Below are 22,179 nucleotides of genomic sequence, written 5' to 3'. Positions count from 1 at the left end.
TCAGCCCTTGCTGATCTCGGCGCACAGCGCGCGAAAGGTCTTCAGCACGGGCGATGGGTCCTGCTTGCGGTAGGCGGCGTAGAGCTGGGTGAGGGGCGGCTGCGTGCCGGCCAGGCGCCGATAGGCGAGGTCACGCAGCTTCATCTGACGCAGCGATGCTGCGACCAGCGTGATGCCGAGGCCCATGGCCGCCAGCGCCGCGGCGGATTGCATGTCTTCCGCCTCCTGCACGATGCGCGGGGTGAAGCCCGCTTCGTGGCAGAATTGCGTGATCTGATCGGCGATGCTGGGAGTGGAGTGGCCGCGGTAAAGGATGAAGCCCTCCCCCGCGAGGTCGCTCAGCCGGATCGCGCTGCGCCCCGCCAAGGGATGCTCCGCGGCCAGGGCAACCAGCAGGGGCTCCTCCAGGATCAGATCATGTGCGAGATCCTCGTCGCTGGTGAGGGAGCGGACGAAGCCGATGGCGATCCGGTGCTCCTTGAGAGCGCGGATCTGCTCGCCCTTCGGGCTTTGCCGGAGTTCGAGCGAGACGCCCGGGAAGCGGCGGCGGAACTCCTTCAGGATCACCGGCACGATTCCGAACATGGCGGAGCCGGTGACGCCGACCGCGATGTCGCCAAGATCGCCGCGGGACGCGCGCTGCGCCGCGACTGCCGCCTGCCTGAGCCGGGCGAGGACGGGACGAAGCTCGTGCAGGAAGACGCGGCCGGCATCGGTCAGGGCGACACGCTGCGTGCTGCGATGGAACAACTCGACACCCAGCTCCGCCTCGAGGGCCTGGATGTGGCGGGTCAGTGGCGGCTGCGACAGGTGAAGACGATCCGCGGCCCGGCCGTAGTGCAACTCTTCTGCAAGCACCACGAAGCTCTCGAGCTGGTTCAGCTTCATGCGGCAGGAGCGAACCAGATGCGGTGCAGGGGGGCAAGCCGGAGCTGGCTCCCGCAATGACTGAGCGCTCACTCATTTTCCTTGACGGGCGCATGGCGGCCGGCCCAGCCTCATCGCCAGGGAAGGGAGGACGTCATGGCCAGTCCGCGCAAGATCGCGGCCCAGGTGAAGGACGCCGATCTGGTCACGGAGCGTCGCGCCCATATCGCCAAGGCAGCGGCGCGCGTATTCCGTGAGCGGGGCTTCCACAACGCCACCATCCGTGACGTCGCGGTCGAGGCCGGACTCTCCCAGGGCAGCCTCTACAACTACGTCCGCAGCAAGGACGACATCCTCTACCTCGTCCACCAGGACCTGACCTCCGGCTATGCGCGCGAAGTGGAGGCGGCGATCGCCGGGCTGACCGAGCCGCGCGCCCGGCTGCGCGCCGCTCTGACCGCCTTCGTCCGTGCGATGCGCGAGCGCCATGGCGACATCGCGCTGATCTACCAGGAGACGCACGCGCTGGAGCCGGACTCGAAACGGGCCGTGCTGGCGCAAACCCAATCCTTCATCGACTTCTTCGCGCGGCTGATCGAGGAGGCGCGCGGGGCCGGGATGCGCCTGCCCGGCGCCGGTCCCCTCGCGGCGGACATCACGACCTTCCTGCCGGTCATGCTGGCGCTGCGGCGCTGGCGCCTGCGCGACCTCGCGCCCGGAGAGGCCGCGGAGGCGGAGGTGGTCGGCTTCCTTTTGCGCGGATTGGGGGCGGATGATGAGGCTTGAGGGTGGCCGGATGCTGGTGGTGGGCGGCAGCCGCGGCGTCGGCCGCGCGATCGCCTTAGAAGCGGCGCGGCGCGGCGCGGATGTCGCGATCCTGTTCCGCAGCCGGCGCGACGAGGCGGATTCGGTGCTGGCCGCAATCCGCGCGGAGGGAAGGCGGGCCGAGGCCGTGCAGGCGGATCTCGCGGATCCCGCCGAGACGCGCCGGGCCGTGGATGAGGCCGCCGCCGCGCTGGGCGGCCTCACCCACCTCGCGCATGCGGCCGGCGCGATGGGGCAGTGGGCGGCCGTGGCCGAGATGCCCGCGGAGGATTGGCAGCGCTACATCGCCGTGGACCTCAATGGCTGCTTCTTCGCGCTGAGCGCCGCCATCCCCCACCTGCGCCGGTCGGGAGGCGGGGCGATCCTCGCCATCTCCTCCATCGCGGCGCAGATGTGCCAGGCGCGCAACGCCCAGGGCGCCGCCGCCAAGGCAGGGGTCGAGGCGCTGATCCGGGTCACGGCGAAGGAGGAGGCGCGGCACCACATCCGCGCCAACGCGCTCGCCATCGGCCTCACGGATACGGACATGGCTAGGACCGCCTTCGATGCCTGGGGCCCGGAGACGGCCGCGCGGATCGTGAAGGGCATCCCGCTCGGGCGCATCGCCACGCCCGAGGAGGTGGCCGGCGTCGCCTGCTTCATGATGGGGGAGGAGTGCAGCTACCTCACCGGCAAGGTGCTGCAGCTTGATGGGGGACAGATCATCGCCGGATGACCGGCCAACCAGGGCAGCCGGAAAACCGGCGCCCGTCGCAGGAGGAAACGAGCATGAGCACCCTGATGATCGCCCGCCGCCCGGCGCTTGCCGCGCTGCTGGCCGCACCCGCCCTGGTCCGCCCCGCCGCGGCCCAGTCGGGTCCCATCCGCATCGGCGTGCCCACCGCCATGACCGGCACCTGGGCCGCGCTGGGCGCGCAGGTGGTCCGCACCTGCCGCCTCTGGGCCAAGACGGTGAACGCCGACGGAGGCCTCCTGGGCCGCCCGGTCGAGTTCCTCTTCGAGGACACGCAGGGCGTCCCGGCCAATTGCCTGCGCAAGGCGCAGGAGATGGTGGAGCGTGACCGCGTCAACATCCTGCTGGGCCTGATGGCCTCCTCGGAAGCGCTGGCCGTCATGCCGAAGCTCGCGGAGTGGAACGCGCTCTTCATCTCCTCGGTGAACGGTGCCGGTTCCATCACCGCGGAGCATTGGGTGCCCAATGCCTTCCGCTCCAACATCTCCGGCCCCATGGGCGCGCGTGCCCTGGCGCTCTGGCTGCGCAACGCGCCGCAGGAGAGCTTCTTCTCGCTCTCCCTCGACTATGCCTGGGGCCGCTCCTCGGTGGAGACCTTCGAGGGGTTGCTGCGCGGCATCGGCAAGCGGTCAATAGGCAGCGTCTTCGCGCCGGTCGGCACGCGCGACTACTCCTCCTTCATCACGCGCGTCCGGCAGGCGAACCCGCAGGCTCTCTACATCGCCCTGACCGGCGACGACGGCACGGCCTTCCTGCGGCAAGCGGCGCAGTTCCGCCTCTTCGAGCGCATGCCCGTGGTGACGGAGACGGTGGACATGCTCTTCACCCGCCCGGCTGGCGACGCGGCGATCGGGCTGGTCGGCGGGAGCCGTTACAGCTTCGCCTTCGACCATCCGGCCAACAACGACTTCGTCCAGCGCTTCCGCGCCGAGCACAACGAGCTGCCCGACACCTATGACGGCGAGCAGTGGCAGGCCTGCCAAGTGCTGGCCGAGGCCGTTCGCAAGGCGGGGCGCACGGAAACGGAGGCCGTGGTCGCCGCGCTGCGCGACCTGGAGATGACCTCGGTGAAGGGTCCGCTCAAGATGCGCGCCTGCGACGGCCAGGCGGAGCAGCAGGGCTTCGTGGTCCGCGTGGCGCGGCGCGAAGGCATTCCACATCCCGCACCCGAGGTGATCGCGACCTACAGCGCCGCCGAGGTCACGCCTTCCTGCCGCGCCTCCTCATTCAGCTGAGGCCGGGGTGGATCCGCTCGCGCTGCTGACGCTGCAGGCGCTGAATGCGCTCTCGCTCTCGGCCCTGCTGTTCTTCATCTCGCTGGGCCTGACGCTGATCTTCGGCATCATGCGGGTGGTGAACTTCGCCCATGGCGCCCTGTTCATGCTGGGCGCCTATGTGGGCGTGACGGCGCACAATGCGAGCGGCTCCTTCCTGCTTTCCCTGGTGGCGGCACCCCTCGCCGCGGGCCTGCTCGGCCTTGCCTTCGAGCGCACCGCGCTTTCGCGCCTCTATGCGCGCGAGCATTCGGCCTTCCTTCTCGTCACCTTCGGCCTCGCCCTCGCCCTGACGGAGGCCATCCGGCTGCTCTGGGGCGCCGATGCGCGGCAGGCGGAACTGCCCGACGCTCTTTCGGGCATCGTCTTCGTGATGGACGAGCCCTTCCCGGTCTATCGCCTCTTGCTGATCGGCGCGGGCGTGCTCTGCGGCCTGGGCTGCTGGGCCGGGCTGCAGCGCACGCGGCTCGGGCTGCTGCTGCGGGCGGCGTCGCAGAACCCGGTGATGACCGCGGCGCTGGGCAACGATGTGGGCCGTGTGCGGGCCTTCGTCTTCGCGCTGGCCTGCGCCCTCGCCGCGCTGGGCGGGGCGCTTGCGGCGCCGCTGCTTTCGGCTTCGCTCGGCCTCGGCTCCAACGTGATCATCGACGCCTTCGTGATCGTGATGATCGGCGGCATGGGCTCCTTCCTCGGCACCGCGGCCGGCAGCCTGCTGGTGGGCTTCGCGCAGACCTTCGGCAACTACTACCTGCCCGAGCTTGCCCTGGGCATGACCTACGTGGTGATGATCGCCGTGCTGGTGCTGCGTCCCGGCGGGCTGTTCGGGAGGCCGGAATGAACCTGTCCGACCCGCGGCTCGTGCTCGCCTTCATCGCGGCCGCTGGGGCGCTGGGCCTCGTCCTTCCCGCCCATGCCACCACCCTGCTGACCGAGGCGCTGATCCTCTGCCTCTTCGCGCTCTCGCTCGACCTGCTGGTGGGCCATGCACGGCTCACCTCCTTCGGCCATGCGGGGCCGTGGGGCTTCGGCGCCTATGTGGCGGCCGGGATGCTGCTGGCCTGGCAGGTGCCGCTGCCGGTCGCCGTGCTGGCGGCCGGCGCGCTGACGGCGCTGCTCGCCATCCCGGTGGGCTGGCTTTGCGTCCGGACCGGCGGCGTCGCCTTTGCCATGCTGTCGCTGGCCTTCGCGCAGCTCGGCTACGCGGTGGTGTTCAAGTGGAACGCGGTGACCGGCGGGTCCGACGGGCTGCCCGGTGTGCCGCGCGCAGGTCTGGGCGAGTTCCTGGCGGGGCGCGAGGGCTATCACCTCCTCGTCGTCGCCTTCCTGGGTGCGGCCTATCTTCTCGCCTGGGGCTTCGTACGCTCGCCGCTGGGACGGGTCGTGGCGGCGGTGCGCGAGAACGAGCAGCGCGCCGAGGCGCTCGGCCACGATCCCCGCCGCATCCGCCTGGTCGTCTTCGTGCTTTCCTACTTCCTGGCCGGGGTGGCCGGCGCGCTCTATGCCGGCTTCGCGCGCTACGTCTCGCCCGAGCTGTTCTTCTGGACCGTCTCGGGACACGTGCTGGTGATGGTGGTGCTGGGCGGCGCCGGCACGCTGGTCGGTCCCATGCTCGGTGCGCTGGCGCTGTTCTACATGGAGCACCAGCTCTCGGCGCTGACCGAGAGCTGGGGCCTCGCCCTGGGGCTGCTCTTCATCCTCGTGGTGATCTTCGCGCCGCGCGGGCTGATGGGATGGCTGCAGGCGTGGCGGCCCAGGCGGAGGGACGCATGACCCTCCTCCAGTGCCGGGGGTTGTCCCGCGCCTGGGGCGCCTTCCGCGCCGTGTCCGACGTGGATCTGGACCTCGCGGAGCGCGAGATCTGCGCGGTGATCGGTCCGAACGGCGCGGGCAAGACCACGCTCTTCGCCATGATCGCCGGCAATCTGCGCAAGAGCGCCGGTACGGTCCGCCTCGACGGCGAGGATGTCACCGGGCTTCCCGCGCCTGCCCTCGCGCGGCGTGGCGTTGCACGATCCTTCCAGATCACGGCCATCTGTCCCGGGCTTTCTGCCGTCGAGAATGTGCGCCTCGGCGTGCAGGCGCGCGATCCCCTGCGCTGGCGGCCCTTCGGCGGCGCCGCGCGGATGCGCACGGGCGAGGCACGGGCGATGGAATGGCTCGACCGGCTCGGCCTGGCAGGCCGCGCGAAGGAGCTGGCGGGCGAACTGGCGCATGGCGACCAGCGCCTCCTCGAAGTGGCTGTGGCCCTCGCCCAGGAGCCGCGCCTCTTGATCCTCGACGAGCCGACCCAGGGCATGTCGCTGGAGGAGACGCGGCGCACGGTGGAGCTGCTGCGCCAAGTGATGGCGGAAAGCGCCACCGCCGTGCTGCTGGTGGAGCACGATCTGGAGGTGGTCTTCGCTCTGGCGCCGCGCATCGTCGTGCTGCACCGGGGCCGCAAGATCGCCGACGGACCCGCCGAGGCGGTGCGGGCGGATGAGGCAGTCCAGCAGGCCTATCTCGGAGGTCTGGGCTGATGCTGGAGATGCAGGGGCTGCGCGGCGGCTACGGTCCGGCCCAGGTGCTCAACGACGTTTCGCTTTCGGTGCGCGCGGGCGAGGTGACGGCGATCCTGGGCCGCAACGGCGTTGGAAAGACGACGCTGCTGCGCGGGCTGATGGGCCTGCTGCCGCGGCTGTCGGGCCGCGTCACCCTGGCGGGCGAGGCGCTGGCCGGGCTGCCCACGCATCGCGTCGCGCGCGCGGGCATCGGCTATGTTCCCGAGGGAAGGCAGATCTTTCCCGAATTGACGGTCACGGAGAACCTTGCGGTGGGCCAGCGCAGCCCCTCGCGCCTCTGGCCGGCGGAGCGCCTCTTCGGCCTGCTTCCGAATCTGCGGGAGCGGCAGCGCAATGCCGGCCGTTCCCTTTCGGGCGGGGAGCAGCAGATGCTGGCCATCGCGCGCGCTCTCGTCACCGATCCGCGTGTGCTCCTGCTGGACGAGCCGAGCCAGGGCCTCGCCCCCATGGTGGTGCAGGAACTGGCGCGCATCCTGCGCCACCTCGCCGGGGAAGGCGTCGCGGTGCTGCTGGTCGAGCAGAATCTGCGCCTGACCGAGACGGTGGCCGACCGGATCGCGATCATGGCGCGCGGGACCGTCGTGCATGACGACACGGCAGCCGGCTTCCGGGCGGCGGAGGACGAACTCCGCCACCGCTGGCTGACGCTCTGAGGAGGATGCGGAATGCGCTTCACCCCCCGAACCGATCCGGCCCGTGCCCAGCGCTGGCGCGAGATCGGGCAATGGACCGGCGAGACACTGCACGATTTGCTGAAGGCGGCGGCCGCGCGCGCACCGGAAAAGATTGCCATCACCGACGGGGAGCGGAGCCTTTCCTATGCCGCGCTGCGCGATGCCGTGGACCGCATGGCCGCACGCTACCGGGAGCTGGGCATCGGGTTGGATGACGTGGTGGCGATCCAGCTACCCAACTGGCTGGAATTCGCTCCGGCCTTCTTCGCGCTGGAGCGCGTGGGGGCGGTCGCGGTCACCGTCTCCACCGATTTCCGTGCACGGGAACTCGAATACATCCTGCGCTTCAGCGAGGCGAAGGGCTTCGTCACCTGCGGCGCGTATCGCGGCTTCGACCACCTCGCCATGGCGCTGGATCTTCAAGGGAAGCTGCCCGGCCTGTCGCTGCTTGGCAGCTTCCGGGCGGAGCCGCGCGCGGGGGTGACGGCGCTCGACTCAGTGATGCGTGAGGAAGGCCCGCCGGAAGGCTTCGCGCCGCACCGCCAGCCCGCGGATGCGGTGATGCGCATGGCCTTCACCTCCGGCACGACGGGCAACCCCAAGGGGGTGATGCACAGCCACGAGACCACCCTCCCCGCCGCGCGCATCCTGAACGGCGATCTGGGCCTGGGCGCGGAGGACCGGATGATGATCTGGCTGCCGCTCGGGCTGAACTGGGGCTACCTGACCCTGGTGCAATCCATCATGGCGGGCGCCACCGCCGTGCTGCTCGAACGCTTCTCCGCGGCGCCTGCGCTTTCGCTGCTGGCCAGCGAGCGCTGTACCTATGTTCCGACTGCACCAGCCTCGCTCACCGCCGTCCTGGCGCTGCCGCAGATGCACGAGGCCGATCTCTCGGCGCTGCGCCTCGTCGTCTCGGGCGGGGCCTCCGCGCCGGTCGAGACGATCCGGGCCTGGCGCAAGGCGGCACCGGGGCACTTCCTGGAGCTCTACGGCATGCTGGAGGACGGCTTCCACACCTACACCAGGCCGGGCGATGACCCCGAGGAGGTGGCGGGATCCGTCGGGCGCGTCGCGAGCCACATGGGGCTGCGCCTCCTCGACCCGAAAGGGCGCGACGTGCCGGCGGGCAGCGAGGGCGAGATCTGCGCCGAGGGTCCCTCCGTCCATCTCGGCTACCACGCGAACCCGAAGGCGAACGAGGAGAGCTTCACCGAGGATGGCTGGTTCCGCACCGGCGACCTCGGCTTCATCGACGGGCGCGGGAATCTCCGCATCAGCGGCCGCGTGAAGGAGATGATCAATCGCGGCGGCAAGAAGTTCTTTCCGCGCGAGGTGGAGGAGGTGCTCTACACCCATCCCGCCATCCTCTTCTGCGCCATCGTAGGCCTGCCCGATGCGCGGCTCGGCGAGCGCGCCTGCCTGTGCCTCGTCCCGCGCGACGGCCACGCCGCGCCCACGCTGGAGGAGGTCATTGCCTTCCTCGGCGACGGCTTCGCGACCTACAAGCTGCCCGAGCGGCTGGTTGTGATGCGGGAACTTCCCTTCACCCCCACCGGCAAGATCCAGCGTCACAAGCTGGCCAAGGCCATCCTCGACGCCGACAGCACGGAGACGACCGCGTGACCTACGACCAACTGCCACATATCCGCGCCGACCGGCCGCATCCGCGCGTGCTCCGCCTCACCCTCAATAGGCCGGAGGCGCTGAACGCGCTCACCCCCGAGATGCACCGCGCGCTGACGGAGGTCTGGCGCGAGATCGACGCGGATCCTTCCGTTTCCGTCGTCATCCTGACGGGCGAGGGGCGCGGTTTCTCGGCCGGCGGCGATCTCGACCTCGTCTCCACCATGCGCGAGGATTTCACGACGCGTATCCAGGTTTGGAAGGAAGCGCGCGACATGGTCTACAACATGATCGGCTGCTCGAAGCCGATCATCTCAGCGATCAACGGGCCGGCCGTGGGCGCGGGGCTCGTCCTGGCGCTGATGGCGGATATCACCATCGCGGGCCATTCGGCGAAGCTGATCGACGGGCACACGAAGCTCGGCGTCGCTGCGGGCGACCACGCCCCCATCATCTGGCCGCTGCTCTGCGGCATGGCGAAGAGCAAGTACTACCTCATGACCTGCGAGCCGCTCGATGGCCGGGAGGCAGAGCGCATCGGGCTCGTCTCCCTTGCCGTGCCGGATGCGGAACTCCAGGCGAAGACGGAGGAGACGGCGGTGCGCCTCGCCGAAGGCCCGCAAAGCGCGCTGCGTTGGACGAAGCACAGCATGAATCTCTGGCTGCAGCAGGCGCGGCCCATCTTCGAGGCGGCGGTGGCGATGGAGTTCCTGGGCTTCACCGGTCCCGAGCTTCCCGAGGGCGTCGCTGCGCTGAAGGAACGGCGCCAGCCGAAATTTCCCGAGGGAAGCCCCGTTTAGCGTCAGGCGTCGAAGGAAGCCAGGATGGGGCAGGGTCCGGTGCTTCCTTCCCCGCATTCCTTGGCCAGACGGCGGAGGGCATCGCGGGCGCGCTGAAGCTCGGCAATCTTGGCATCGAGGGCTTCGACGCGGTTCTTTGCAAGCTCACGGGCGCGGCTGCGATCCTCGCTGGCATCGAGGTCGAGCAGCTCGCGGATTTCCTCCAGCGTGAATCCCGCCATCTGCGCCTGCCGAATGAAGCGGAGGCGCCGCAGATAGGCTTGGCCGTAGTGGCGGATGCCACCGGCGCGGTCCGGCGTCTCCAGCAGGCCCCTGCGCTGGTAGAAGCGGATTGTTTCCACGCCCACGCCCCCGGCCGCGGCGAGCTCGCCGATGGTCAGCGCGGCGGTGCCTTGGGAATGGGAGGCGGGCCGCGAATTGCCCTCTTGACTCCGTACCATGGTACAGAACCTATATCCGGGCCGACGTGATTTCAAGGAAACCGGACATGTCGGCCACAACCATTCCCTCACCCACGGTGAGCCGCGACGCGGCGGCGAAGAAGGCGGTCATCCACCGCATGGTGATGCCCGGCCATGTCTGTCCCTACGGGCTGAAGGCCAAGGATCTGCTGCGACGCTCCGGCTATGAGGTCGAGGACCATCACCTCACCACGCGCGAGCAGGTGGAGGCGTTCAAGGCGCAGCACGGCGTGGCGACCACGCCACAGATCTTCATCGGCGGCGCGCGCATCGGCGGCCATGACGATCTGCGCCGCTTCCTGGGCAAGACCGTCGTCGACCCGAAGGCGACCAGCTACCGCCCAGTGATCGCGCTCTTCGCCATGACCGCCTTGATGGCGATGGCGGCGAGCCATGCCGTGACCGGCAGCCCCTTTACCCTTCGCGCGGCGGAATGGTTCATCGGCTTCTCGATGGTCGTGCTGGCGCTGCTGAAGCTCCAAAACATCGAGGGCTTCGCCACCATGTTCCTGAACTATGACCTGCTGGCGCAGCGCTGGGTGCCTTACAGCTACGTCTACCCCTTCGCGGAGGGGTTGGCGGGGGTGCTGATGGTGGCAGGCGCACTCACTTGGCTATCGGTGCCCGTGGCGTTGTTCATCGGCACGATCGGCGCGGCCTCCGTGTTCAAGGCGGTCTATCTCGACCGGCGCGAACTGAAATGCGCCTGCGTCGGCGGGTCGAGCAACGTGCCGCTTGGCTTCGTCTCGCTCACCGAGAACCTGATGATGATCGCCATGGCCGTCTGGATGGCGCTCTCCGCGTCCGGACTGGGAGCCGGTGCAGGCCACGCGATGTGAAGCCCGCTGCCTCGTGCGGCAAGCCACTTCCTTATCCCAAGGAGCAAGGAAACAAGCCATGCGGACCACCCTGCTGAGCGTCGCCACGATCCTCGCGCTCGTCGTGTCCAGCCCCGGTCATGCCAGCGTGTCGGAGGAATATGATCCCCAGGATGCGGCGGCGACGCTGACCTGGTGGGACGCGCGCATCCTGCCGCGCGGCGCGGAACCGCGCGTCGCTTTTGCCGCAGCGATCGAAGCCGACCGGGATTATGTGCGCGGCATGCGCCCGCACCACGCGGGCGCGCTTTCCATGTCCGAGACGTATTTGCGCGACCCGGCGGCGCGGAACCCGGCGCTGCGTTCCCTCGCCCGTGCCATCATCGTCAACCAGACGCACGAGATCCGACTGCTGGACGAAGTGGCGCGTCTGCTCGACGAACCCGTCACCACGGCAAGCCTGGGCATTGCCCGCGCAGCGGTGCGGCCAATCGGCACGGAGGGGTTGGCGAATCAGTGGCGCTACATCCGCGCGCCCATCCCCAACCTCGCCTATGTCGGCGGCGAGGTGGGCGAGCGCGACGTGCGCTTCGCCAAGGCGATGATCATCCACCATTCGGCTGCGCTCGACATGGCGCGTCGCTTCAACGTCAACCCGCAGGCGCGCAACACCTTCCTGGCGCTGCTCAACGTGGACATCGTCACCGACCAGTCGCAGGAGATAGCGCTGATGCGCAACATCGTCGCGGCCTATCCTGGCGATGCGGATCTGGTGCGCATCGACCCGTCCGAGATCCACGGCATGGAGGGCCATCGGGAGATGGGCGGCCATGCTGCGCATACCGCTCCTGCGCCGGCGCATGACCATGGAATGGCGCAGCCGCGCACGGAGCGCCGGTTCACATCGCGCCGCCCCGCCGCTGTACAAGGGACGCAGCAGCATCACCACTGAACGAGGGATCCCGTCACGAAGCAGGCGGCGTTCGGCACCTTGGTCGAGGCGGCGATGAAGTCATCCACAGGCTTGCATCCCGCTCCGCCGGCTCTGGTCACTCTGCGGCGCGACGACAGCGCTGAGCGCCGACGGTGAATCATAAATCAGGCTTTGTCGCAGGGTTTTCCCATGCCTGCGCATGCTAATGTGGAAAAAATAGATAATCTTACTTATTGACTTGCCTTGTGGACGATTCTTGCCCGAGCATTACGTCAATGCATAAAAGGGCACGTCCTCGATCCGGCTCACGACACCACCGAGGTGTGGGGCTGCTTTGGTGGTGAAGCGCATTTCCATCTCGAGAGCCGCCGCTCAAGCGCTCGGTCCGTTTCCGCTGGTCAGGACAGCGGCCAAGCGCGTGGACCAAGCCGCAGCCCAGCTGCGGCATTCGGTCGCACGCTGGGCTCCGGGCGTCATCCAGCCCAAGCCTCGTCAGTTGACCATCGCCGTCACGGCGGATTGCAACCTGCGCTGCAAGGGTTGCCGCTACGGGCGCGACTTCATGGCTGGCGAACGCCTTTCCTTCGAGACGATCCGCTCCGTGCTCGACGATGCGCGGGAGGCCGGGATCGACCGCGTGCGGTTCTATGGGGGCGAGCCGCTCCTGCATCCCGAGCTGCCGGCCATGGTCCGGCATTCCATCGCCCTCGGCCTGCGCCCCTACGTGACCACCAATGGCACGCATCTCGGCCCGAAGATCCCTGCACTGTTTGACGCGGGCCTACGGCTCGCCACCATCGGCTTCTACGGCATCGGCCAGCGCTATGATGACTACACGCGCCGCCGGGGACATTTCGAACGTCTCGAACGCAGCCTGTCGGAGGTCAGGAGCCGCTACGGCAAGGCTTTCGAGCTGCAGCTCAACTTCGTGCTGATCCGCGAGACCTGCAACCTCGCCGATCTGGAACTGGCTTGGTCCTTCGCCCGCAAGTACGACATGTTTTTCCACATCGACCTCGCGAACTACGCCGCCCCGTTCTTCGTGCAGGACCGCGAGGCCGATCTTCAGCTTCAGCCCGACGACCGTCCGCGCGTCGAGGCGGTGACACGCGCCCTGCTTGCCCTCAAGCGATCGGAGCCCGAACGCTTCCTGCACTCGGTGGAATTCATCCGATCGGTGCCTGACTGGCTGCTGAAGGGGCCGGACATGCGCGTCCCCTGCGATGCCTATGAGCTGCTCTGGATTGGCGCCGACGGCACCTTGCAGCTTTGCGACGTCGCGCTGCCGCTCGGCAACGTCAACATCCATCGCATGCGTGACTTGTTGTTCACTGAGGCGCACGCGCAGGCCGCCCGCGACGGCTTCAAGCTCAACTGCCCGAACTGCACCTGCAAGGCGCAGACGCGCATCCAGAAGGACGTCCCATCCATGCGCCGCTACGGCCGCATGCTCGCAGGGGAGGCGACACAGGCTTGACCCGGATCCTCACGATCGATCATCGCTCCGGAGCCACGCTCCGGCGCCTGACGGACAATATGCGCGATGCGGCCCGTTCCGCCGCCCGTTCCATGCCGGCCCTCAAGCGGAGCTTGCGGCAGATCGAGCAGGGCATCGGCCTGGTGGAGCACTCGATCGGCCAAGTGGTCCCTTCGGTGATCCAGCCCCGGCCGCGGCGCATCACGGTCGCTGTCACCGCGAATTGCAATTTGCGCTGCACCGGATGCCGCTACGGCCGCGACTTCATGGTGGGCCAGCAGCTTTCGCTGGCTGAGGTGCGCGGCATCCTCGACGATGCCAAGGCGGGCGGGATCGAGCTGGTCCGGCTCTATGGCGGCGAGCCGCTGCTGCACAAGCAGCTGCCGGACATGATCCAGCATTCGGTGGGCCTCGGCCTTGCGACCTATGTCACGACGAACGGCACCCTGCTCCGGCAGAAGATCGACGCGCTTTTCGAGGCCGGGCTGCGGAACATCACCATCGGCTTCTATGGCACCGAGGCGAATTACGACAGCTACGTCAACCGCAAGGCTTCCTTCGCGCGGCTGGAGGAGGGGCTGACCTACGCGCGCGCCCGCTACGGAAATGCGCTGTCGCTGCAGCTCAACTACCTCATCATGCGTCCGACCTGCACGGTCGAGGCGCTGCGCGCGGCCTGGGACTTCGCCGAGCGATTCGACATGAGCTTCCACACGGACCTCATCCACTACTCCCTGCCCTATTTCACCGATGGCCAGGAGGGCGGGCTGCACTTCACGCAGGAGCAGGAGCCGGAGATCCGCCGCGTCGTCGCCGAGCTCAGCCGCCTCAAGCAGACGAATCCGCTGCGGGTGCGTGAGAGCCTGGCGAGCATCCACTCCATCCCGGACTGGCTGCTCAAGGGACCGGACATGCGCATCCCCTGCGACGCGAGCAACCTCATCTGGGTCGGCGCCGATGGCTCGGTGCAGCTTTGCTACGTGACCTTCAAGATGGGCAATATCCGCGAGAATCCACTGCGGGACATGCTTTTCACGCCGGGGCATCGCCAGGCGGCGCGCGACGCGTTCCAGCTGAATTGCCCGAACTGCCACTGCGAGCGCGACAGCCGCATCCAGAAGCATCTACCAAGCCGAATCCGCTACGCCACCTTGCCCCAGGAAACCACGTGACCTAGGCGGCGCCGCGATACAGCCTGTTATAGGCGGACCATTCGGCATCGAAGGAAAAGGCGGCGGCCCGCCGCAATGCAGCGGCGCCGAGGCGCGCCCGCTCCTCCGGATGCGCAGCCAGGTGCCTGATCGCCCCAGCGAGCGAGGAAGGGTCGAAGGGCGGTACGAGCAGCCCGCCCGCGTCATCGCCGGTGCCGACCATGTAGGGGATCCCGCCGACATGGGTTGCGACGACCGGCACTCCGCAAGCCATGCCCTCGAGAAGCACCAGCGGCGCCGCTTCGTGGGCTGAGCACAGCGTGATCAGGTCCAGGCCACGCATCAGCGTCGCCATGTCCGTCGCCTGGGGAAGGAAGCGGATATTCTCCAGCCCGGCGGCATCCCGCCTGACCTGCTCCGCCAAGTGTCCTTGGCCCACCAGCAGAAAGACGACCTGTAGCGCCGTGCGGGCCAGCATGGTCGCGGCCTCCAGCAGGTCGGCGTGCCGCTTGATGGGATCGAAACGCGCCACATGCCCGACGAGGACCGCATCGTCCGGGATGCCTAGCTTTCCTCGCCAGGCTTGTGGCGGCGGGGCGGGAAAGAACTCGCTCTGGTCCACCCCGTTCCAGATCGTCGAGCATGGGCCGAGCCAGCCTGCCCTGCGGAGCCGCTCGGAGAGCTCGTCGGAAACTGCCGCGACCTCGGCGATGTGGGAGGCCAGGCGGTTCAGACACCGCGCGCGGGCGGTGGCATGGGTGGGCCAGGTGTGGAATGTCGCGACGGTCCGTGGCGGCCGCCTGAGGAGAAGCCGGGATGCCAGGGCGGCGTAGAACAGCGCCGTGTCGTTGTGCGCGTGGACGATCTCTGTATCCAGGCGCTGAAGCAACCGCGCCAGCCGCCAGGCGAAGCGCAGGTCCAGCCCACCGCCCCGCGGAAGGAAGTGGGTCCGGACCGCACCCGGATCGAAATCGGTTTCCGGGCTGCGGAAAGGGTGGTCGAACAGCACCAGCGCGTGATGCTGCCCTTCGCGCAGCCCCCGTCGCGCGAGCCGCAGCGCCGCGCGTTCCTTGCCGCCGATGGCGAGGCCGCTGAGGAGGTGGACGACCTTGGTCATCCTGTCCTGAGGGATGCGGGCGGCGGGACGAGGCCCGCCGCGCCACGTTGCTTCACGGCCGCCGCAGGTCGAAGCGGTCGGCGTTCATCACCTTCGTCCAGGCGGCGATGAAGTCTTGCACGAACTTCCGCCCGGCATCGGCCGAAGCGTAAACCTCGCTCAGCGCGCGAAGCTGCGAGTTGGCGCCGAAGGCGAGGTCGGTGCGCGTCGCGGTCCACTTGCGCTGGTCGGTCTTGCGGCAGGTGCCAGCGAAGGTCTCGTCCCCTTCCCCGTCCACCATCTTCCACGCCGTGCCCATGTCGAGCAGGTTCACGAAGAAGTCGTTGGTGAGCTGCCCCGGCCGGTCGGTGAGGACGCCGTGCTTCGAACCGCCGTGGTTGGCGCCCAGCACGCGCAGTCCGCCGACCAGCACCGTCATTTCCGGCCCGTTGAGGCCGAGAAGCTGCGCGCGGTCCACCAGCAGCTCCTCCGTCGGCACGTTGAACGAGACCTGGAGGTAGTTGCGGAACCCGTCAGCCTTGGGCTCCAGCACGTCGAAGCTCTCGGCGTCGGTCTGCTCGGCCGAGGCGTCGGTGCGGCCGGGGGCAAAGGGCACCTGCACGTCGTGGCCCGCATCCTTCGCCGCCTTCTCCACCGCGGCGGTGCCGCCGAGGACGATCAGATCGGCCAGCGAGACCTTCTTGCCGCCCTTCGCCGCGCCGTCGAACTCCGCCTTGATGCCCTCATAGACCTTCAGCACCTTGGCTAGGCGAGCAGGCTCGTTCACCTCCCAGTCCTTCTGCGGCGCGAGGCGGATGCGCGCGCCATTGGCGCCACCCCGGTGGTCCGAGCCGCGATAGGTGGAGGCCGAGGCCCAGGCAGTCGCCACGAGCTCGGCGGTGGACAGGCCAGAGTCGAGGATCTTCCGCTTCAGCGCAGCGACGTCGGCCTCGTCGATCGGCGCATAGTCGGCCGCCGGGATCGGGTCCTGCCAGATCAGATCCTCCGCCGGGACCTCGGGGCCGAGGTAGCGGACCTTCGGCCCCATGTCGCGGTGGCACAGCTTGAACCAGGCGCGGGCGAAGGCGTCGGCGAACTCGCCCGGATTGGCGCGGAACCGCTCGGAGATCACGCGGTATTTCGGGTCCACCTTCAGCGCCATGTCGGCCGTGGTCATCATGGTCGGCAGGCGCTTGTCCGGGCTGTGCGCGCCTGGCGCCATATCCTCGGGCTTCTGGTTGATCGGCTGCCACTGCTTGGCGCCGGCCGGGCTTTCCACCAGCTCGTACTCGTAGTCCAGCAGCATGTGGAAGTAGCTGTTGTCCCACTGCGTCGGGGTGGGCGTCCAGGCGCCTTCCAGACCGCTGGTGATGGTGTGGTCGCCGAAGCCGCTCTCATGGCCGCTCTGCCAGCCCAGCCCCTGCTGCGCGATGTCCGCGCCCTCAGGCTCCGCGCCGATCTTCTTGGCGTCGCCCGCGCCATGGCACTTGCCGAAGGTGTGGCCGCCGGCGGTCAGCGCCACCGTCTCCTCGTCGTTCATGCCCATGCGCGCGAAGGTCTCGCGCATGTCGCGCGCCGATGCGGCCGGGTCGGGCACGCCGCCCGGGCCTTCCGGGTTCACGTAGATCAGGCCCATCTGGATCGCGGCGAGCGGGCTTTCCAGCACCTTCTCCGCCGAGGGGTCGATGCGCGTGTCGCCGAGCCACTCCTCCTCGGTGCCCCAGTAGATGTCCTTCTCGGGCTCCCACACATCCTCGCGCCCGCCGCCGAAGCCGAAGACCGGACCGCCCATGGATTCGATGGCGACATTGCCGGTGAGGATCATCAGGTCGGCCCAGGAGAGCTTCTGGCCGTATTTCTGCTTGATGGGCCAGAGGAGGCGCCGCGCCTTGTCCAGATTGGCGTTGTCGGGCCAGGAATTCAGCGGCGCGAAGCGCTGCCCGCCGGAAGAGGAGCCGCCACGGCCATCGCCCGTGCGGTAGGTGCCTGCGCTGTGCCAGGCCATGCGGATGAAGAACGGGCCATAGTGGCCATAGTCGGCGGGCCACCAGGGCTGGCTGTCGGTCATCAGCGCGCGCAGATCCTGCTTCACCGCCTCGTAGTCGAGGGTCAGGAATTCCTTGCGGTAGTTGAAGCCGTCGCCCATCGGATTCCCGGTGCGACCCTTCTGGTGAAGGATGTCGAGCGAAAGCTGGTTCGGCCACCAGTCGCGGTTGGTCCGCCCGAGCAGCGAGCGCAGCGCGCCCGGCTTCTTCATGGGGCAGCTCAGAGGGCCGCTTGGTTGATTCGTGTCCATGGAGTCGTTCCTTCCTGAATCGCTGGAGCGCAGCCTAGGGAGGGTGCGTAATCGCTGGAAACGATTTTTCCTGATTGATGTCATCGAGAAGTTCGATTGACCCGCTTTGCTGCGGGCTTCCAGCCTGGGATGCCGGGCTAGCTTCCAAGTGAGGATCCTGTCCTGGTGCAACCCTTCACTCCGGCAGGGTCTTTTGAGCGTCGCGGCTAGGACAGCGCGTGGCGAGAGGGAGGCCAAGGCAGGCCATGGCGAACGAAACGAGCGGAACCGGCATCGGGCAGCCCATGCGCTACCTCGACAAGGCGATGATGGCGCTGCGCGACATGGGCCTGCCCCTGCCGGAACCCGGCGCGGCAGAGCAGAACCCGATCATCGGGCTTCTGCAGAAGGTCAGCGACCTCGACCCCGACCGCGTGGCGCTGATCGCGCGCGTGCTGGTCCAGGCGACGCATTTCAACGAGATGGTGCGCGAACAGGTGCGCGGCGTGGAGATCGGAACCCGCTACGAGGACATCACCAATGCCTTCAACTCCATCCGCGACGACGCGCGCGAGATGGTGAAGCAGGTGGAGGATGGACGCATCTCGACGGTGGAGCGCCTGTCCAACATCTGGCAGAAGGTGACGCGCGGCGACATCGCCGGCCGCTTCGACGCGATCCGCGGCACCTATGTCGAGGTGACGCGCGACACCAAGGAACAGGTGGACCGCGAGCACGCGATCCTCGAAGCCTATCGCGACTTCCGCGGCGCGCTGAAGGAGGCCGAGGTGATGGCCTACGAGGTGCTGCAGAAGGCCGAGGCGCGGCTGCGCACGGCGCGCGAGGCGATGGACCGCGCCTCGCAGGAGGTGGAGGCCGCCAGCCAGGCCGCGCCGCCCGAGCGCGCCCGGCTCGAACTGACGCGGGACGAGGCGCTGCGCAAGCTCCAGGCCGAGGAGGGGGTGTATCAGGTCGCGAAGGACCTCTCGGACAACCTCACCGTCTCCTACAACACCTCCGAGGTGATCATGGCGCGGCTGGTGCAGACCACCAGCGCCAAGGAGCGGGTGTGGCAGCAATCCGTCGCCTTCTTCTCCACCAACGAGGCGGTGCTGACGGCGCTCACCGCCACCTTCACCGGGCTGCACGGGCTGCACGAGAGCACGCGCACGCTGGAGGGCATGAAGTCCGGGGTGAACCAGAGCCTGGAGGTGCTGGCCGAGATCGGCGGCAAGGTGCAGGAGGAGGCGCTGCGCGCCGGCTATGGCCCGACCATCCGCGCGGAGGCGGTGAAGCGCCTCGTGGATTCCGTCGTCGCCTACCAGGAACGCTCGCGCGAGATCATCGACGAGATGCGCCGCGCCGCGACGGAGAACAGCCAGGAGATCAGCCGCTCCGTCGAGGAGGCGAAGCGGCGCCTGGCCCGGCTGGCGCGGGAGGGAACGGCGCTCCCCGCCAATGCCGCCTGACGCCCCGGCCCTCGATGAGACCATGCTGGCGATGGACGTGGTGGACACGCTCCGCCACGCCGAGCGGCTGGTCGAACGGGAGCTTCGTGGCGAGGAGCGGCGCGACCGCCTGAAGGCGCGGCTGCGCGAGATCTACGCCACCCAGGGCATCGAGGTGCCCGATCGCATCCTCGATCAGGGTGTTGCCGCGCTGGAGGAGCAGCGCTTCACCTACCAGCCCACGCCGCCCTCCTTCGCGCGTACCCTGGCGATGCTCTGGGTCACGCGCGCCCGCTGGGGCCGCACGCTCCTCCTGACGCTCGGCGCGGTCGTCCTGCTGGGGGCGGGGTGGTATTTCGGCCTCCATCTGCCGGCCGAGCGTCGGGAGGCGGCGCAGCGCATCGAGCTCTCCACCGGCATCCCCGAGGCGCTGCGCGCCGAGCGGGAGCGCATCGCCGCCACCGGCAATGCAGAGGCGCTGGGCGAAGCCGACCGTCTGGTGGCCGAAGGGCAGGCCGCGGCGCAGGCTGGTGCCCTGGAGGATGCGCGCGATCGTCTGGCGCGGCTGCGCGAATTGCAGGCCACGCTGGCGCGCGACTACACGGTGCGCATCGTGTCACGCCCCGGCGAGCCTTCCGGCGTGTGGCGCGTGCCGCAGGCCAATCCGCGCGCGCGAAATTTCTACCTGATCGTCGAGGCGGTCGGGCGCGACGGTCAGCCGGTGGAGATCCCCGTCACCTCGGAGGAGGATGGCCGCCGCGCCGTCACCAGCCGATGGGGGCTGCGCGTCTCGGCGGAGGAGTTCGAGCGCGTGCGGCGCGACAAGCTGCAGGATGGCGTGATCGGCGACCCGGTGGTCGGGCGCAAGCGCGCCGGCACGCTGGCGCCGGAATGGAGCATCAGCACGACAGGCGGGGCGATCCTGCAATGGTAGTCGAGACGCTCGACGGCCGTCAGCTTTTGCAGCGCTTCGACGAGCGGCTCCGGCGCGCCGAGCGCGAGGCCGCGGCGGCCCAGGCCGAGGCGGATCGCATCACGGCCCGCCTGGACACGCTCCGTGCTGCTGATGCCCGTGCGGTGCGCGACCTCGCGCGGCTGCGCCTCGCCGCGCTGGGCGAGGGTGGTGATGCCGATCTTCATCGCCTGGGCGATGCCGAGCGCCGCGTCCGGGCGCTGCTGGAAGAGCGCGAACGCGCCACCGAAGCTGCCGAGGGCGAGGCGGAATCCCGCCGCGCCGCGATGGAGGAGCGGACACGGGAGCGCGACGCGGCCGCAGAGCGGCTGCGGGCGGTGGAAGCGCGCTTCAAGGCGGCGATGGAGGAGGCCCGCGCGCGGCTTGCCGCCGACCCGGAATGGAACCGGCTGCGCGACCGGGCGCAGGAGGCAGCGCGCATCGCCGGCCATGCCGCGCAGAAGGCGGGCTTCGCGCGCGAGGACCGGGCAGCCAAGGGCGCGCCCTACCTCGCCGATCCGCTCTTCGCCTATCTGTGGGAGCGCGGCTATGGCACCGCGCGCTACCGCGCCGGGACGCTGACGCGGATGCTGGACGGGTTCGTGGCGCGAGTGGCGCGGTTCGAGCCGGCGCGCCGCGCCTTTGCCCTGCTCGACGAATTGCCCGAGCGCCTGGCGGAGCATGCGCGCCGCATGGAGGAGGAGGTCAGGGAGGCCGGAGCTGCCCTCCTCGCGCATGAACGCCGCAACGCCGCCGACCTGCCGGAGGAAGGGGAAGCCGCCACGCTGCGCGCCGCCCTGGAACAGGCGGAGGATGCGCTGGAAGCCGCGCATGCCGCGCTGGCGGAGACGGAGCGCCGCCGCGCGGCCCTCGCTGCCGGCGAGGATGCGGCGACGCAGGAGGCCTCGGCCCTGCTCGCCCAGGCGCTGGCGGCGGAAAGCCTGCGCACGCTGCGCGAGGCGGCGGAGCGCACCCCGACACCCGAGGATGACGCGCTGGTGGCGCAGATGATCCCGCTGCGGCAGGAGCGGGCGGAGCTGGAACAGCAGATCGCCATGCGGCGGCTGGAGGCGCAGACCGCCCGCGAGCACGTGGAGCAGCTGCTGGCGCTGCGGCAGGAGATGCGGCAGCGCGGCTACAGCCAGGATCATTGGAACATGGGTAGTGAGGCGCTGCTCGGGTTGCTGCTGGGGCAGGTGCTCGCTGGGGCGCTCAGCCGCGGCGGGTTCTGGGACCGGATGGAGCAGCACCGAATCCCGGGTGGAGGTGGACCTTGGGGTGGGCCCTGGGGCGATGGCGGCGGCTTTGGTGGAGGCGGCTTCCGGACAGGCGGCACCATCGGAGGCGGGGGGTTCCGGACCGGCGGATCCTTTTGATCTCTGTCTAATAACACTCTATCGTCGTTGAAATATTAGGTATTTGACGCAGAAAGGCGCGGAATCTACGTTGATCGTAGAAGCCGGCGCCTCGCCGGGCGACAGGAGGATGAACCATGCCGGATGGCGACGTGCGCAAGGTCGATTGGCGCTCCAAGGGAATTCGCCGCGTGAAGAGCGCGGAAAAGAGCTGCGATACGCCAGAGACGTTGGGCATGAACCGTGAAGTGGCGATCAGTGGCTCTCGCACCGGCTCCACCGCGCTCTGGGCCGGAACGAACCGCATCCGCCCTAATTCACGCACGGGCGCGCATCATCATGGTGCGCTGGAGAGCGTGATCTACATTATCAGTGGCACGGCGCATATGCGCTGGGGCGACCGGCTGGAGTTCATCACCGAGGCCAAGGCGGGCGACTTCTTCTTGGTGCCGCCCTACGTGCCGCACCAGGAGATCAATGCCTCCGCCACCGAGGAACTGCATTGCGCCCTGGTCCGCTCGGGTATCGAGGAGGTGGTGGTGAATCTGCCCGACCTCGAGCCCGTCGCCGAGCCGGAATGGGTGGACTGACACTACGACACGCGGTGCCCGTCGGGGACGCGTCGGGCACCACTTAGGTTGAAGGCAGGCCGGGGTTGTGTGCGCACCCAGTCATGCCACGTGATGTTGGCCAAGGTGCCTTCGCTCCCATAGACGTCCTCTATCGCCTTCATCGCCTCTATTGTCTGGGCCGATCATGCTGGATCGGTAGCATGGCCTCACTCCCGCAGCACGGGACCCACCGAGAGCCAAAGGACCCAGACCATGACCACCATCTCCTCCCCCGCCCCCGCCT

21 protein-coding genes are annotated in these 22,179 nt (G+C 68.9%); 17 read left to right on the top strand and 4 right to left on the bottom strand.

Annotated elements, in window-relative coordinates; all coding sequences use genetic code 11:
• Window positions 1–888, bottom strand: coding sequence for a LysR family transcriptional regulator (locus JTJ31_RS06865; protein ID WP_207537901.1), 888 nt, complete (start codon window positions 886–888; stop codon window positions 1–3).
• Between the two features lie 135 nt (window positions 889–1,023).
• Between JTJ31_RS06865 and JTJ31_RS06860 the strand changes: the two genes are divergently transcribed.
• The 9 genes from JTJ31_RS06860 to JTJ31_RS06820 are packed head-to-tail and all read left to right on the top strand — an operon-like array spanning window position 1,024 to window position 9,357.
• Window positions 1,024–1,653: a TetR/AcrR family transcriptional regulator gene (locus tag JTJ31_RS06860; protein ID WP_207537900.1), complete on the top strand. Its 630-nt coding sequence runs from the start codon at window positions 1,024–1,026 to the stop codon at window positions 1,651–1,653.
• Window positions 1,640–2,407, top strand: coding sequence for an SDR family NAD(P)-dependent oxidoreductase (locus JTJ31_RS06855; protein ID WP_207537899.1), 768 nt, complete (start codon window positions 1,640–1,642; stop codon window positions 2,405–2,407). The genes JTJ31_RS06860 and JTJ31_RS06855 overlap by 14 nt, the downstream gene beginning before the upstream one ends.
• Before the next feature lie 53 nt (window positions 2,408–2,460).
• On the top strand, window positions 2,461–3,660 hold the full coding sequence (locus tag JTJ31_RS06850) for an ABC transporter substrate-binding protein (protein WP_207537898.1): 1,200 nt from the start codon (window positions 2,461–2,463) through the stop codon (window positions 3,658–3,660).
• Window positions 3,661–3,667: 7 nt separating this feature from the next.
• Window positions 3,668–4,537, top strand: coding sequence for a branched-chain amino acid ABC transporter permease (locus tag JTJ31_RS06845; protein ID WP_207537897.1), 870 nt, complete (start codon window positions 3,668–3,670; stop codon window positions 4,535–4,537).
• Window positions 4,534–5,469, top strand: a complete 936-nt coding sequence (locus tag JTJ31_RS06840) for a branched-chain amino acid ABC transporter permease (protein ID WP_207537896.1) — start codon at window positions 4,534–4,536, stop codon at window positions 5,467–5,469. Before JTJ31_RS06845 ends, JTJ31_RS06840 begins: the two co-directional genes overlap by 4 nt.
• Entirely contained in the window at window positions 5,466–6,215 is a 750-nt protein-coding gene (locus tag JTJ31_RS06835) for an ABC transporter ATP-binding protein (RefSeq protein WP_207537895.1), read from the top strand. The genes JTJ31_RS06840 and JTJ31_RS06835 overlap by 4 nt, the downstream gene beginning before the upstream one ends.
• Window positions 6,215–6,910 (top strand): ABC transporter ATP-binding protein, encoded by a 696-nt coding sequence (locus JTJ31_RS06830; RefSeq protein ID WP_207537894.1) that lies wholly within the window; start codon window positions 6,215–6,217, stop codon window positions 6,908–6,910. The genes JTJ31_RS06835 and JTJ31_RS06830 overlap by 1 nt, the downstream gene beginning before the upstream one ends.
• Window positions 6,911–6,922: 12 nt before the next feature.
• The gene (locus JTJ31_RS06825; protein WP_207537893.1) at window positions 6,923–8,557 is read left to right on the top strand and encodes a class I adenylate-forming enzyme family protein; all 1,635 of its coding nucleotides are present in this window, start codon (window positions 6,923–6,925) and stop codon (window positions 8,555–8,557) included.
• Window positions 8,554–9,357 (top strand): enoyl-CoA hydratase/isomerase family protein, encoded by an 804-nt coding sequence (locus JTJ31_RS06820; RefSeq protein ID WP_207537892.1) that lies wholly within the window; start codon window positions 8,554–8,556, stop codon window positions 9,355–9,357. The genes JTJ31_RS06825 and JTJ31_RS06820 overlap by 4 nt, the downstream gene beginning before the upstream one ends.
• Before the next feature lie 2 nt (window positions 9,358–9,359).
• On the opposite strand, the gene JTJ31_RS06815 is transcribed toward JTJ31_RS06820, so the two are convergent.
• Window positions 9,360–9,797, bottom strand: coding sequence for a MerR family transcriptional regulator (locus tag JTJ31_RS06815; RefSeq protein WP_207537891.1), 438 nt, complete (start codon window positions 9,795–9,797; stop codon window positions 9,360–9,362).
• A 47-nt stretch (window positions 9,798–9,844) separates the two neighbouring features.
• Between JTJ31_RS06815 and JTJ31_RS06810 the strand changes: the two genes are divergently transcribed.
• The 4 genes from JTJ31_RS06810 to JTJ31_RS06795 all read left to right on the top strand — a co-directional run bounded on the left by JTJ31_RS06810 (window position 9,845) and on the right by JTJ31_RS06795 (window position 14,219).
• The gene (locus JTJ31_RS06810; RefSeq protein WP_236019964.1) at window positions 9,845–10,657 is read left to right on the top strand and encodes a glutaredoxin family protein; all 813 of its coding nucleotides are present in this window, start codon (window positions 9,845–9,847) and stop codon (window positions 10,655–10,657) included.
• Between the two features lie 58 nt (window positions 10,658–10,715).
• Window positions 10,716–11,588, top strand: a complete 873-nt coding sequence (locus tag JTJ31_RS06805) for a DUF305 domain-containing protein (protein ID WP_207537890.1) — start codon at window positions 10,716–10,718, stop codon at window positions 11,586–11,588.
• Window positions 11,589–11,988: 400 nt separating this feature from the next.
• Entirely contained in the window at window positions 11,989–13,047 is a 1,059-nt protein-coding gene (locus tag JTJ31_RS06800) for a radical SAM protein (RefSeq protein WP_207537889.1), read from the top strand.
• Window positions 13,044–14,219: a radical SAM protein gene (locus tag JTJ31_RS06795; protein ID WP_207537888.1), complete on the top strand. Its 1,176-nt coding sequence runs from the start codon at window positions 13,044–13,046 to the stop codon at window positions 14,217–14,219. Before JTJ31_RS06800 ends, JTJ31_RS06795 begins: the two co-directional genes overlap by 4 nt.
• Window position 14,220: 1 nt before the next feature.
• Here JTJ31_RS06795 and JTJ31_RS06790 read toward each other — a convergent pair whose 3' ends face one another.
• Window positions 14,221–15,315, bottom strand: coding sequence for a glycosyltransferase (locus tag JTJ31_RS06790; RefSeq protein ID WP_207537887.1), 1,095 nt, complete (start codon window positions 15,313–15,315; stop codon window positions 14,221–14,223).
• A gap of 52 nt (window positions 15,316–15,367) precedes the next feature.
• On the bottom strand, window positions 15,368–17,590 hold the full coding sequence (gene katG, locus JTJ31_RS06785; protein WP_408015391.1) for a catalase/peroxidase HPI: 2,223 nt from the start codon (window positions 17,588–17,590) through the stop codon (window positions 15,368–15,370).
• Between the two features lie 245 nt (window positions 17,591–17,835).
• On the opposite strand from katG, the gene JTJ31_RS06780 reads away from it, so the two are divergent.
• The 4 genes from JTJ31_RS06780 (at window position 17,836) to JTJ31_RS06765 (ending at window position 21,914) form a co-directional block, all read left to right on the top strand.
• Complete coding sequence (locus JTJ31_RS06780) at window positions 17,836–19,038, top strand: hypothetical protein (RefSeq protein ID WP_207537885.1); 1,203 nt, start codon at window positions 17,836–17,838, stop codon at window positions 19,036–19,038.
• Window positions 19,028–19,951: a DUF6384 family protein gene (locus JTJ31_RS06775; protein ID WP_207537884.1), complete on the top strand. Its 924-nt coding sequence runs from the start codon at window positions 19,028–19,030 to the stop codon at window positions 19,949–19,951. The genes JTJ31_RS06780 and JTJ31_RS06775 overlap by 11 nt, the downstream gene beginning before the upstream one ends.
• Window positions 19,945–21,345, top strand: coding sequence for a hypothetical protein (locus tag JTJ31_RS06770; RefSeq protein WP_207537883.1), 1,401 nt, complete (start codon window positions 19,945–19,947; stop codon window positions 21,343–21,345). Before JTJ31_RS06775 ends, JTJ31_RS06770 begins: the two co-directional genes overlap by 7 nt.
• Before the next feature lie 116 nt (window positions 21,346–21,461).
• Window positions 21,462–21,914, top strand: a complete 453-nt coding sequence (locus JTJ31_RS06765; RefSeq protein ID WP_207537882.1) for a cupin domain-containing protein — start codon at window positions 21,462–21,464, stop codon at window positions 21,912–21,914.
• Window positions 21,915–22,179 lie beyond the last annotated feature (265 nt).

The organism is Sabulicella rubraurantiaca (assembly GCF_017355885.1).
In the GTDB taxonomy this organism is placed as follows: domain Bacteria; phylum Pseudomonadota; class Alphaproteobacteria; order Acetobacterales; family Acetobacteraceae; genus Roseococcus; species Roseococcus rubraurantiacus.
Note: the sequence above shows the minus strand (reverse complement) of the source record. Positions and strands in the feature narration are given on the sequence as shown.